Genomic DNA, 12,418 nt, shown 5'->3' with positions numbered 1-12,418 from the left:
TGCTCCACGCTTTTCTGTCTTCAATTCATCACTTTCAGTGCTTTTAGATAGAAAGAAACGTGAATGAATGGGACGTGTAAAACTAACAGCAGCAATCAGAAGGGAGAACCAGATGTATCTTTTTCAAAAAATTGAAGAAGCAGCGTTTAAACAAAATGATGCAAGAAGGACGATCGGTGATTTTTTACTAGGCAATCGGGAAAAAGTCAGTGAGTATACTATGGAAGAAATCGCAAAACTGACCCATACCTCAAAGCCGACGTTAGTCCGTTTTGCAAAATATTTTGGCTTTTCCGGTTGGAAAGAATTTGTGTATGCCTTCGTGCATGAACTGGCACACTTTGATGATGGCTCAGCAACGATCGATGTGAATATCCCTTTTGGTGAGGCGGCAGACACATTAGAAATCATTGAAAACTTGGCGAACTTACGCATGCAGACGATTAAAGAAACAGCGGCACTTATGACGGTAAAAGACCTGAATCAAGCCGCTCGACTCATCAATGGCGCTCAAAACGTTGTCATCTATGGGCGTAGTCCAAATTCGTATTTCGGGCAGCTGTTTAAACGCAACTTAAACACGATTCATAAAAAAGCCTTTGTTGCGGATACGGACGAAGCGGGCTTGATTTCCCAAACGCTGACCCCGAAGGATTGTGCCATTCTTATCTCTTATTCTGGAAATAATTCAGAGACCTATCCTATGAAAAATGTGAAAACATTGCTGAAAAATGGTGTGCCAATTATCAGTCTTACGAGTGGTGGGGACAACTATTTGCGGGACTATTCGACGATCGTCTTGACGATTGCTAGCCGAGAAAAACTATATTCTAAAATCGGAAATTTTTCCACAGAAGAATCGATTCAATTCCTTTTGACGGTTTTGTTTGCTCAGATTTTTTCCCTCGATTATCAGGAGAATATCCAAATGAAAATCAGCAACGCTCGTTATTTAGAAACGAGCCGCAAAACGACGTTTAAAGAGATGGCAGAAGAATAAAAGGACCACACCAAAAACGGTGTGGTCCTTTTTCCCTATTCTAAATTGTTGGAAGTGGTTGATTTCAATTCGATCGGCTCACCGGCAGCAACTAGACGAATCCGTTTCGGATTGACGATCCGATCGTACAAAGCTTCAGGGTCCCCATTAAAAGCATCGATATGCGGAGCATCCACTGTTCCCCAATGGGAGAGGATCAATTCAGCATGAGGATAGGTATTTGCCAGTTTCACGGCGTTCTCAAAGCCGATATGCCAAGCGTTGTCGTTAAAGTCAAACAAGATCGCATCTGGTTGAGGCATCTCTAATTGTTCTGGTAAAAGACGAGAATCGCCAGGAATCCACAAGGAACCATCCGGAGTATCGATCCAAAAGCCGCAATAGTCCTCAATTTGGAAGACACGGTCAAATTTTGTCGTCTCATTTTGCCAAAGGTGATACGCCTTTGTTAAAGAAATCTCCAAATTTTTAACGGTGAATGAATCATAGATTTCGTGACCTTGGGCAGCAACTTGAAAGTGCTCTTGCATAAGTTCGGCAACATATTTGGGTCCATGGAAGCTATCGGTAACCGGGACTAATTTTTCAATCGTCGGAATGCCGTAGTGATCATTATCTGAATGGGTGATCAATACCGCATCTAAGTGAGGGACTGCCGCCGGTTTGATTGGCAGATCGATCAGTAACGGCAGGTCAAATCCTTCTAAGACCGGATCGACCATGATACATGTACCACGGCTGTTTAGAAGAATACCGGAGTTTCCTAACCAGCGAATGATCGTTTGATCTGTTTTTTGAAAAGCTTCTTCATGAAAGAGAATCGTTTTTGGGGGTATTGCTTGTTTCGCGTTTGTCATGTTTCTTCGTTCCCTTCGCCTTTTTTTTATAAATCCAACCTAGAATAGCCGTTCATAACAGGCTAGACCAAATCGTTGATTCAGTAAGGATTGCTTCAATGGTTGGGGGAAGAAGCAGTGGTTTGATCCGTTGTTGCGGGATCATCGGGGCGCTCTTTTTCGGTTGGTGGGGCCATTACGTTGAAAAAGCCTATTATGATCGCGATAAATCAAAAGTAACACAATCATCTAGTAAATTATATCATTGTTTCTAGTGGCTTCGTCAAGGCGATGTTTGGTCTTTTAATGGAATGGATTTCGAAAAAAGAGCGGTTTTTAATGAAAAGATGAAATCCATTTCGTCTTTAGGAAAATATATTGGAAACGCTCTCTATAAATGGTACATTGCTGGCAGAAAGAACAGTATGTTATACCGGTAAGCACATACAACATAGATTTTCTTTGAAATTTATTTAGGGGTGGAATGTATGAGTGAAAATTATCAATCATTAGCAAAAAAAATCGTCCAGTATCTGGGGGGACAAGAAAATATCACGGATGCCTATCACTGTCAAACCCGATTGCGCTTTAAAGTCAATGAAGAAAAGCGTATAGATCAAGGAGAACTAGAGGCGCTCGATGGGGTTGCCAAATACATCAATAACGCAGGGGTACATCAAGTCGTGATCGGAACACATGTCAAAGATGTCTATGAAGAAGTCACAAAATTGGTTTCGCTTCAATCATCAGGGGCGTCGGAACCTGGGGAGAAAAAAGGACCAGCAGCTGCAGTGATCGATTTTGTGGCAGGAACGTTTCAACCAATTATTCCCGCACTGTCCGGTGCCGGAATGGTTAAGGCAGTTTTGGCTTTATTGATCGTTTTTGATGTGATCACGGCTGATTCGCAAACCTATTACATGCTGAATCTTTTTGCAGATGGTGTTTTCTTCTTCTTACCAATGATCCTGGCCTTCACTGTGGCACAAAAATTGCGATGCAATCCGATTTTAGCGGCTTCAGTGGCTGCTATGATGATGCATCCTAATTGGGGTGCCTTGGTCACAGCAGGCGAACCCGTTCACTTTTTTGGGGTTATTCCTTTTACATTAGCAAATTATACGGGATCAGTCATTCCGATCCTGATCGTGATTTTTTTCCAATCGTATGTCGAAAAGTTTTTGAACAAAGTGATTCCAAAATCAGTGGAGCTGGTTTTTGTTCCGATGCTAACATTCTTGATAATGGGTACATTAGCCTTCTCGCTATTTGGACCGATCGGTAGTATCTTGGGTGGTTATTTGGCAACATTCTTTACCTTCTTAAGTGTCCATGCTAGCTGGGTTCCAGCGGTTTTGATTGGGGGCTTTTTGCCAATCATGGTGATGTTTGGATTGCACAATGGGATTGCTCCTTTAGGGGTGATGCAAATGGCAGAACTTGGGTATGACAGTATTTTTGGTCCAGGGGCATTGGTCTCAAACATTGCTCAAGCAACCGCAGTAGCAGTTGTCGCATTGCGTACGAAAGAGAAAAAAACTAAGCAGTTGGCGGTATCAGGGGCAATCACTGCCTACATGGGGATTACCGAACCCGCTTTATATGGCATCAATTTGCCCAAAAAATATCCGTTGGTTGCGGCAATGATTGGTGGGGCTTCTGGTGGTTTGTATGCTGGCTTGACCAATACGCATCGCTTTGCGACCGGTTCGTCTGGTCTCCCAGCAGTCTTACTATATATCGGTGATGATACGATGCGCTATTTTTGGAACATCATTATCGCATTGGTGATTGCAGCTGTGGTGAGTGGGGCCGTTACCTATGTCTTAAGTTTCAAATATGAAACAAAAGTGACAATTGATGTTCCGGAGATGAAAGCAGTAGTACTAGAAGATACCGGCTTGATCAATCCTGTACCGGGAATCGTGATTCCGTTGAATCAAGTCAAAGATGACGCATTTGCTTCTGAAGCACTCGGAAAAGGATTTGCGGTCGATGAACCCATCGGTGAAGTCATTGCGCCTTTTGATGGAAAAGTCGCTGCTGTTTTTCCTACCAAACACGCGATTGGCTTGGTTTCAGACACCGGAATCGAATTGTTGATCCATGTCGGTTTAGACACAGTGGAACTAAATGGTCAGTATTTTGATGCTTTAGTAGAAGCAGAGCAAAAAGTTACAAAAGGGCAGCGATTGCTGACGTTTGATGTACCGCAGATAAAAGCTGCAGGATATGTCACACAAGTACCGATCATCGTTACCAATACACCACAATATACCGCAGTCGAACGTGTGAAAGAAGGTTTGGTAGCTAAAGAAGAGGAAGTACTTGTAGTCAAAGTTTAGGAGGAAATAACATGGGATTATCAGATGATTTTTTATGGGGCGGTGCAACGGCTGCCAATCAAGCAGAAGGTGGTGTATTAGCAGGAGGACGTGGCTTATCAAATGTCGACCTCTTACCAACTGGTCCTGATCGCGCAAAGGTCGCTGCGGGTGAACTGGAAATGTTGGAATGGCAGGAAGATTCTTTTTATCCAGCCCAAACGGCCATTGATATGTACCACCATTATATGGAAGATATTGCCCTTTTTGCCGAAATGGGGTTTAACGTGTATCGGATGTCACTTTCTTGGTCACGGATTTTTCCGAATGGCAATGACGAAGCGCCCAACGAAGAAGGACTGCTTTTTTATGAGAAAATCTTCAAAGAATTGAGAAAACATCAAATCGAGCCATTAGTCACGATTGCCCACTTCGATGTTCCGCTGCATTTGATCAAGGAATTTGGTGGCTGGAAAAATCGCCGACTCATTGATTTCTATGTGACTTATGCGGAAACCGTCTTCCAACGCTATCGCGGGTTGGTCAAATATTGGCTGACGATCAATGAAATCAATATTTTGCTGCATCAGCCCTTTGTAGGTGGCGGGATCGTCTTTAAAGAAGGGGACAATCGTCAAGAAATCAAATACCAAGCAGCGCATCATCAGTTAGTCGCCAGTGCCTTAGCAACCCAAAAGGCTCATGAAATCGATCCGACCAATCAAGTTGGTTGTATGCTGGCTGGTGGCAGTCATTATCCTTATACTTGCCGACCTGAAGATTATCAAGAAGCAATCGATCGTGATCGCGAAGGCTATTTCTTTATCGATGTGCAAGCCCGAGGCAAATACCCCAATTATGCCTTGAAAAAATTTGAGCGAGAAGGCTTAACAATCAAAATAACACCTGAGGACGAGGCGATTTTAGAGGCTTCTCCTGTTGATTTTGTCAGTTTTTCTTATTACTGTTCGCGAACGGTCAGTGCCCACCCAGAAGACTATGCGCAAGCGACAGGGAATCTCTTTCCATCAATTAAAAATGAACATCTATCATCGACTGAGTGGGGGTGGCAGATTGATCCGTTAGGACTGAGAAATTCATTGAATCAATTGTATGATCGCTATCAAAAACCGTTGTTTATCGTAGAAAATGGGTTAGGGGCGATCGATACCCCTGATGAGAATGGGTTTGTCGCAGACGATTATCGGATCGACTATTTAAAAAAACATATTCAAGCCTTCAAAGATGCAGTGACGATCGATGGCGTGGAACTACTTGGTTATACTACTTGGGGTTGTATTGATCTTGTAGCAGCCAGCACCGGTCAAATGAGTAAACGCTACGGCTTTATCTACGTGGATCGAGACGATCAAGGCAACGGCACCTTGAAACGAACCAAGAAAAAATCCTTTGAGTGGTATAAAAAAGTGATCGCTTCAAATGGGGAAGTTTTATAGCATACAAAAAGAATGACACATTTCCTCGTGTCATTCTTTTTGTATTGTGTCATCTAACATCAGGAAAGGGAAGCAGCAACTCTTTTTTCACGAGCCAATGATTGGCGCTTTGCAACGGCTTGCTATTTTTTCCCTGCAAAATGCGTAAAACGGACAAACTGATTTTGGGCTTCTTCTTGTAAAAATTCTTTTGGTGTCAGCTGAAATTCTTGTTTAAAGCAGCGTAAAAAATGGGTATAGGAGTTGAAGCCGCAAGCTTCGAACGTGGCGGTGGCGCTTCTGGTTTTACGTAAAATTTCTTTGCTCTTTAAGAGTCGTTTCTTTACCACATAGGCATGAAAGGCGACGCCAGTTTCTTTTTTGAAGGTCCTTGAAAGCGAGTATGGGCTCATGAAAAGGGCTTTGGCGACGGTCTCTAAGGAGAGATCAGCGGTCAAATGCTGATTGATATAGGTAATAGCAGCCAAAATGTCTTTATTTTTATAGAGTGAGTCGGATAAAAATAGCGGTTCTTTTTCCTGATAGGCAATCGTATTGATGGAAATCAAAAACGCAATCAAATGATTTTGATAAAGTAAGTCGGTGCCATAATTGCTATCCGTTTTTTTGCGTAAAGGACGCAATAGCTGGTCTAGTTGGTCGGCATCGATCGATAAAATACGACTGTTGATGCCGCCGTTGCTACGAAAACAGGCAGTGAGATCTGTTTGGGTAGTGGAGAGGGCAGCGAGATAACTAGGATTGATATACAGGTAGGTTCGCTCGAAAAAATCAGAAGTTTGATGAACGATTCGATGCAAGACGTTTGGAGGAATCAAGATGATCGTACCAGGTTCTAGAGGGAATTCTCCGCCATCGATAAAGAAGACCGCTGATCCTTTTAAGGTACAGTGAATCTCATAAAAACTATGGTAATGATAAAGGGTATTGTTTTCTTCTACGATGTCTTTGATATGAAAGGCCTCAAAACGATCGTTGATCATCGTATCCGCACTTTGCTTCTCCATGATTGGCTCCTTTCGTACTCGTTTGTTTTTATCATACAAGAATAGATAGTAAAGTGTCAATAACTGCTATTTTTGTGTAAATGTAAGCGTGTTACGATCAATCTATCAAAGAGAAATGAGAGGATGAACCCAATGGTGATTTTAGAACAGTTATTTGTGGAAAAACGTGTTGTAGAAGAAAAAATTGATCGCATGATCGAAAATTTAACGACGATCAAGGATGATAATGGCGAATTTCTATTAGACTTTGACGGCTTGATCGTTGATGATAAAAGCTGGGGGATTTGGAACTGGCCGCAAGGGGTGGGACTATACGGCATTTATAAAAACTACCAAATCACCAAAAATCCCAAAGCGCTCCAAGTTGTGGAAGAATGGTTTGAGCAGCGGATGTTAGAAGGCGCGCCGCCTAAAAATGTCAACACGATGGCGCCGCTTTTGGCAATGGCGTATCTTTATGAAGACACCAAAGATTCTCGTTACTTGCCGTACCTTGAACAATGGGCGGAATGGGTCATGCATGATATGCCGCGAACCGATGAAAATGGTCTGCAGCATGCGACCTATGGACCAGAAAATCGCAACCAGCTTTGGGACGATACCTTGATGATGACCGCTTTGCCTTTGGCGAAAATTGGCATGTTGCTGAATCGTCCGGCCTATATCGAAGAAGCAAAACAACAATTTATGATCCATATCAAATACTTAGTTGATAAAAAAACTGGTCTTTGGTTCCACGGCTGGACCTTTGAAGAACGCCACAATTATGCGCAAGCGCTTTGGGCAAGAGGCAACTGCTGGATCACCATTGCGATTCCTGAGATCATTGACATTCTCGACTTGCAAGAAGGAGATGCGTTACGAGGCTTCTTGATCAATACCCTCTTAGACCAACTAGCTGCCTTGCAAGAAATGCAAGATGAAAGTGGTTTGTGGCACACCTTGTTAGATGATCCTAGCTCGTATGTGGAGGCTTCTGCGACGGCTGGTTTTGCCTATGGGATTTTAAAAGCCGTTCATAAGCGTTACATTGACAAAGCTTGGGAAGATGTTGCCTATAAAGCGTTAGCCGGTTTGATCGAACAAGTCGCAGAAGATGGAGAAGTCCAAAATGTTTCCATCGGTACTGGAATGGGAGAAGACTTGGAGTACTACAAAAACATCGCGATTACAGCAATGCCTTACGGGCAATCACTGACAGTTTTAGCATTTACTGAACTATTGGTTTCATTTTGTTAAGTTAAACACCTTACGTAATAAAGAGAGGAGCAGACAAAGATGATCAAAAAAGCGATTCGGATGAAGCTACATCCTGGTTATGAAGCAGAATATGAAAAACGGCATCGCGAACTATGGCCAGAACTAAAAGAGCAGCTCATAGCACACGGGGCGAAAAGCTACCAGGTTTTCTTAGATCCAGAAAGCCTTGCGTTGTTTGGCTACCTTGAGATTGAAGATGAAACCCGCTGGCAGCAGTTAGCGGCAACCGAGATCAACCAAAAATGGTGGCAGTACATGGCAGAACTTATGGAAACAAATCCGGATGATTCGCCAGTGACACAGGAGTTAAAGGAAGTCTTTACGCTGTAAGCTAGACAAAAATGTTTATTTCTTAAAACGAACACGGTCGCATCAATTGTTTGACATCAATTACTGGTTAGTCAAAGAGGTAGTTCGCTCACGAATGTGAGCGGACTACCTCTTTTGTTGAAATAGCAACACAGTCATTTCGGATAGAAGAAACGTTAAGAGAGAAGTGCTTTTTCTTGCTGCTTCAAAAATTTCTTTGGTGTCATACCGGTAATCTTTTTAAACGTTTGAACAAAATATTCGGGGGCATTACTAAAGCCCGTCATCGCTGCCACTTCGTAGACTTTGTAGTTTTTCTTCAGCAGTTCTTGTGCTTTTTGGATGCGGTATTCGGCTAATTTTTGATTGAAGCGAATCCCGGTTTCTTTGTAATAGGTTTTTCCTAAGTATTCAGGATTTAAGTACAAAAGATGGGCGGCGATCCATTTCAATGACAATGCTTCATGGTCATAATATTCTTCGATGATCAGGTTGACTTTTTGGGACAGCTGCATGTTCTCGCTATCGTCTAAGCTGCCCCGCATCAAATCGATACAGTGAAGCAGCATAAACTGGAGTTCGTGCCAATTATTCAAGAGCATGATCTTTGGGGAATAGTCATCAAAGTAGATGTCTTTTTTGATGCGATGGTTTTCAAAAATTGCCGATAACAAATCGTTGACCTGCAGCCGCAATAGTTGGACAGGGTAAAGCTCCATGCGACAGGTAGAAAAAAAGTTTTCCGTAAGAACTTGGGCTAAAGTCAGTTCGCCTTTGTCGATCAATGCCAAAAGTTTTTCACGGTATTCCATATAGAGACTATTTTCATAGACATTTTCTTGTGAGATTTGGGCTTCTTGGATGACTTCAAAGGTATCAAAATAAAACTCCTTATCCAAGTTCCGCTTGCCTAAATGATAACTGAGTAAAAATTTTTCGGGGGTTTCGACCCAGCAATTGATGGCGATCCCTTTTCCTAGATGCGCAGCCTGTACCTTCGTTTTAAAAAAGAGATTAAAGGTATTTTCCGTACTGAAGTTCAGGATATAGCCAACTTTGTTTTGATGACCGATCACCAACTCGTGATGGTTCTCATAGCTTTCGATCCGCTTGGCGATGGCGTGATAGAATTTCGAATCAAATAAGTACATACAAAATGGAAAAACGAACGATTCAGGCAGCGGTTCTTCTCCGCAGCTATTGATGTATTGTTCAATTTGTTGTTTTAAATAGAGGGTAGATTCCATTTGACGACGTTCAGAACGTTCGATCGTCTCAGCCAACGCTTCTGAAAGCTTGCTCGGAAAAACAGGTTTTTCAAGGAAAAATTTGACCCCTAAAGCCATCGCTTCTTTGGCAAAGGAGAAGCTGCCAAAGCCTGTCAAAATAATGATTTGAATCGCAGGATTGATGGCTTTTAATTTTTTGATCAAGGCAAGTCCATTGACTTTAGGCATATTGATGTCGGTAATCACGATGTCGATGGTGTTTTGCTGACAAAATGCCAAGGCTTCTTCACTGTCTGTGTAAATTCCTTTGACCACTAATGGGAAATCAAAAGAAGCAACGAGGTTAGCCACACCATTTGCTATCAAGGGTTCATCGTCAACAACGAGGATATTTTTCATGTTTCACTCACTCCTTTTAAGGGGATCACAAAGCGCACCGTCGTCTTTTTGAAGGGAATCGAGGAGACGATGGCTAAGGACGCTTGATCACCATAATGCAGTTGCAATCGTTTTTGAATATTGGTCAATCCGATGCCGCCTTCTTTTTCAATCGAGAAGTTGGCTTTAAAACCAGGGCCATTGTCAGAGACACTGACTTGGAGAAAGGTTGCTTGTTGTTCAATCGTAAGGACGAGGCGACACGTCTCCTTCATATCATTGACGGCGTATTTAAAGACATTTTCAATCAATGGTTGAATCAGTAACTTAGGAATTTTAAAGGACAAGTCATTCACCAAAATTACTTCGATATACTCGATCCGTTTCCCGAAGCGAACGTTTTGAATATTGATATAGGCGTGCACGATATCTAATTCATCTTGTAGCGTTGTGAAGTCAGACTTGGTATCGATTTTTTTTCGAAACAAATAGGCAAGGGAGGTGACCATCTCTGAGATCTGCCACTGCTGATTTTCAATGGCGATCCAGTTGATCGAGTCTAACGTATTGTATAGAAAATGTGGATCTAATTGCGCTTGCAATCCTTTAAATTCGATTTCTTGGGACAATATACGCATTTCATAATTGTCCTTGATCAAGGCATTTAATTCATCGATCATCGTATTGTAGCTTTCATAAAGGACCATGATCTCTTCTTGACTATTTTCTGGGACAGCGAGGGTCTTTAAAGAGGCCAGTTTTTTCGTTTTCCGCAGAACGGCCATTTGCGAAGCCAAGTCAGCTAAAGGGCGGGTCAGCTGATTGCTTATTTTCCGAATCACAACAATAATCAAACATAAAAAAGGCAAACTCACAGCGATGGAAAGGCCTTGTAGTTTATAAAGATCAGCTAAGACTTGATTTTCAGGCAGTAAATAAATGAAGGTCATATTCGGCATCGTCTTCCGATCCATTGCGTAGTAGTACTGGCGATTATCAAACGTCATGGAGCCGATCGATCGCTGGAAGGTTTCCATTTTTTGCTGCAAGGTATTTTGATCCGCAGCGAGGGTTTGCTCGTCATTTGCGGTACTATAAAATTGGTTCTGATACGCCATGAAAAATTGGTTTTGTTCGGAGACAATGGGAAGACTTTCGATCTCGTTACGAAAGAAGGACGTATTCACTAGAAATATCACCGTACCAATATAGGTTAAAGAAAGATCGGCTGTTGAATAGATTTTTCGCAGGTAGACACCTTGAGAAAGGTCCTTTGCAAAAAACCAACTCCCTTTGGCAGGCTTATCGGGCAAAGTCTCGATCATATCTTTGATGGTTTGGCCATTAAAGATATGGTCGGTCTCGGCTAGAAAGTTGATCATGTTTTCGTTCGTTGGGGTAAAGAGATAGACGTTTTGAATCGTTGATTCATTGCGTACGAGGGCGTTGATTTCTGCACTTAAGGCATTCTTTTGGTCGATCGCCTCTAAGGATTGCAAGGAATCTTGTGCCAAGATCCTTTGTAGGCCATTTTGGATCGGTGCACTATCGATAATGCGAAAAGAGAGGGTTTCGACGGCAGTTAAACGCTTGGCGATATTTGTTGAAATGATCGAGACATCTTTATACGCGGCTTCTTTCAGCTGCGCCATGTAGACTTGTCGCCAAACTAAGGTCAGGAGAACAGCCAATGAGACGATAATTGCCACCGTCGCAAAAAAGACAAAATGTAACTGTCGCTCAAAAGGCTGCTTTTTAAAGTGATTGATCAGCTTCTGGGACTTCATGGACACTGCCTCGCTTTGCTTGCAATTGTTTGGTTTTTTCAATCATCTGACCATGAAAAAATTCAGCGAAGAACAAGAAAATCACCAGTCCAAAGACGAGTAACAAAGAGGTTTTGGCAGTCAATAAGAGAAACAATAAATACCAGGTAAACAACAAGGCAAGGCCTTGCAGTGGGTAGCGAAAGACTAGAAAGATACTGACGTACAAGGTCTGTTTCCAAGCGTGTTGTTCGGCTTTGGCATAGGTCATAAAGCTGATGAATGCAGTGTAAAGGAGGAGAATCGTTAAAAGTAAATAGACAGGACGCAGCCAAGCCATTTCAGTCGGGAAAAAATGAGTAATCCGTAAGTTAAACAACAACAGGAGTACTGTACTTAATAGTCCAATGCCAAAAAGGGAAAAGGTGCGAAAGGCTTGCTTGTAGGCTTGCCAGAAGGCAACAGCTGAATAGTCATGACCAGTTTTACGAAAATCATGTAAACATTTGATCGTGACAGCGGTGGCAGGACCGAAGCCAAAAATCCCCAACCCTAAAAGGGTAAAGAAAAGCCATAAAAGGTTTAATTTAGCAAAATAAGCTGTTACCGTAAAAAGACGAAACAGTCCGGTTTGTATTTTTTTCATTGTTTCCACCTACCTTGTTTTTTGAAAAGTAAGCCTTTTCAACGCTAGTATAGCATAGTATATTGGAAAAAATAGAGCATGTCTGTTTTTTTACATTTTTCATCTGTTTTTCTATTTTTTTCTAGCTATTGCCCGTGAAGGCTTAGCCTTCAGCAAAAACGACAGTCTAGTTTTTCACATATTTGCTCTTGTTTTTTCATTTTTAT

Annotated in this window: 11 protein-coding genes; 6 read left to right on the top strand and 5 right to left on the bottom strand. The window is 42.1% G+C overall.

Features of this window, described 5'->3' with window-relative positions; all coding sequences use genetic code 11:
* Positions 1-112 precede the first annotated feature (112 nt).
* Complete coding sequence (locus tag A5877_RS05260; protein WP_228085039.1) at positions 113-1,000, top strand: MurR/RpiR family transcriptional regulator; 888 nt, start codon at positions 113-115, stop codon at positions 998-1,000.
* Positions 1,001-1,035: 35 nt separating this feature from the next.
* Here A5877_RS05260 and A5877_RS05255 read toward each other — a convergent pair whose 3' ends face one another.
* The gene (locus tag A5877_RS05255; RefSeq protein ID WP_086316505.1) at positions 1,036-1,857 is read right to left on the bottom strand and encodes an MBL fold metallo-hydrolase; all 822 of its coding nucleotides are present in this window, start codon (positions 1,855-1,857) and stop codon (positions 1,036-1,038) included.
* Positions 1,858-1,955: 98 nt separating this feature from the next.
* On the opposite strand from A5877_RS05255, the gene A5877_RS17170 reads away from it, so the two are divergent.
* From A5877_RS17170 to A5877_RS05245, 3 genes are all read left to right on the top strand, one after another.
* Positions 1,956-2,111: a hypothetical protein gene (locus A5877_RS17170; RefSeq protein ID WP_176273423.1), complete on the top strand. Its 156-nt coding sequence runs from the start codon at positions 1,956-1,958 to the stop codon at positions 2,109-2,111.
* A gap of 213 nt (positions 2,112-2,324) precedes the next feature.
* Positions 2,325-4,181, top strand: a complete 1,857-nt coding sequence (locus tag A5877_RS05250; RefSeq protein WP_005234172.1) for a beta-glucoside-specific PTS transporter subunit IIABC — start codon at positions 2,325-2,327, stop codon at positions 4,179-4,181.
* An 11-nt stretch (positions 4,182-4,192) separates the two neighbouring features.
* Positions 4,193-5,617, top strand: a complete 1,425-nt coding sequence (locus A5877_RS05245) for a 6-phospho-beta-glucosidase (protein ID WP_086316504.1) — start codon at positions 4,193-4,195, stop codon at positions 5,615-5,617.
* A 122-nt stretch (positions 5,618-5,739) separates the two neighbouring features.
* On the opposite strand, the gene A5877_RS05240 is transcribed toward A5877_RS05245, so the two are convergent.
* Complete coding sequence (locus A5877_RS05240) at positions 5,740-6,624, bottom strand: AraC family transcriptional regulator (RefSeq protein ID WP_008380738.1); 885 nt, start codon at positions 6,622-6,624, stop codon at positions 5,740-5,742.
* A gap of 132 nt (positions 6,625-6,756) precedes the next feature.
* Between A5877_RS05240 and A5877_RS05235 the strand changes: the two genes are divergently transcribed.
* Positions 6,757-7,863: a glycoside hydrolase family 105 protein gene (locus A5877_RS05235; RefSeq protein ID WP_008380741.1), complete on the top strand. Its 1,107-nt coding sequence runs from the start codon at positions 6,757-6,759 to the stop codon at positions 7,861-7,863.
* Between the two features lie 39 nt (positions 7,864-7,902).
* The gene (rhaM, locus tag A5877_RS05230) at positions 7,903-8,214 is read left to right on the top strand and encodes an L-rhamnose mutarotase (protein ID WP_086316503.1); all 312 of its coding nucleotides are present in this window, start codon (positions 7,903-7,905) and stop codon (positions 8,212-8,214) included.
* 155 nt (positions 8,215-8,369) lie between these two features.
* Here the strand turns inward: rhaM and A5877_RS05225 are convergent, their stop codons facing one another.
* From A5877_RS05225 to A5877_RS05215, 3 genes are read right to left on the bottom strand one after another with little or no spacing between them, the layout of a single operon-like run.
* Positions 8,370-9,821, bottom strand: coding sequence for a response regulator (locus A5877_RS05225; protein WP_005234181.1), 1,452 nt, complete (start codon positions 9,819-9,821; stop codon positions 8,370-8,372).
* Positions 9,818-11,587, bottom strand: a complete 1,770-nt coding sequence (locus tag A5877_RS05220) for a sensor histidine kinase (protein WP_008380747.1) — start codon at positions 11,585-11,587, stop codon at positions 9,818-9,820. Before A5877_RS05220 ends, A5877_RS05225 begins: the two co-directional genes overlap by 4 nt.
* The gene (locus A5877_RS05215; protein WP_010749870.1) at positions 11,556-12,212 is read right to left on the bottom strand and encodes a DUF624 domain-containing protein; all 657 of its coding nucleotides are present in this window, start codon (positions 12,210-12,212) and stop codon (positions 11,556-11,558) included. The genes A5877_RS05220 and A5877_RS05215 overlap by 32 nt, the downstream gene beginning before the upstream one ends.
* Positions 12,213-12,418 lie beyond the last annotated feature (206 nt).

It is taken from the genome of Enterococcus sp. 3C7_DIV0644, from assembly GCF_002141235.1.
In the GTDB taxonomy this organism is placed as follows: Bacteria; Bacillota; Bacilli; order Lactobacillales; family Enterococcaceae; genus Enterococcus_D; species Enterococcus_D entomosocium.
This window is presented reverse-complemented; position numbering and strand designations above follow the sequence as displayed.

Bases quoted from the DNA above. Each gene is read 5' to 3' on its own strand.
- A5877_RS05260 (WP_228085039.1), top strand. From the start codon at position 113: ATGTATCTTTTTCAAAAAATTGAAGAAGCAGCGTTTAAACAAAATGAT.
- A5877_RS05255 (WP_086316505.1), bottom strand. From the start codon at position 1,857: ATGACAAACGCGAAACAAGCAATACCCCCAAAAACGATTCTCTTTCAT.
- A5877_RS17170 (WP_176273423.1), top strand. From the start codon at position 1,956: ATGGTTGGGGGAAGAAGCAGTGGTTTGATCCGTTGTTGCGGGATCATC.
- A5877_RS05250 (WP_005234172.1), top strand. From the start codon at position 2,325: ATGAGTGAAAATTATCAATCATTAGCAAAAAAAATCGTCCAGTATCTG.
- A5877_RS05245 (WP_086316504.1), top strand. From the start codon at position 4,193: ATGGGATTATCAGATGATTTTTTATGGGGCGGTGCAACGGCTGCCAAT.
- A5877_RS05240 (WP_008380738.1), bottom strand. From the start codon at position 6,624: ATGGAGAAGCAAAGTGCGGATACGATGATCAACGATCGTTTTGAGGCC.
- A5877_RS05235 (WP_008380741.1), top strand. From the start codon at position 6,757: ATGGTGATTTTAGAACAGTTATTTGTGGAAAAACGTGTTGTAGAAGAA.
- rhaM (WP_086316503.1), top strand. From the start codon at position 7,903: ATGATCAAAAAAGCGATTCGGATGAAGCTACATCCTGGTTATGAAGCA.
- A5877_RS05225 (WP_005234181.1), bottom strand. From the start codon at position 9,821: ATGAAAAATATCCTCGTTGTTGACGATGAACCCTTGATAGCAAATGGT.
- A5877_RS05220 (WP_008380747.1), bottom strand. From the start codon at position 11,587: ATGAAGTCCCAGAAGCTGATCAATCACTTTAAAAAGCAGCCTTTTGAG.
- A5877_RS05215 (WP_010749870.1), bottom strand. From the start codon at position 12,212: ATGAAAAAAATACAAACCGGACTGTTTCGTCTTTTTACGGTAACAGCT.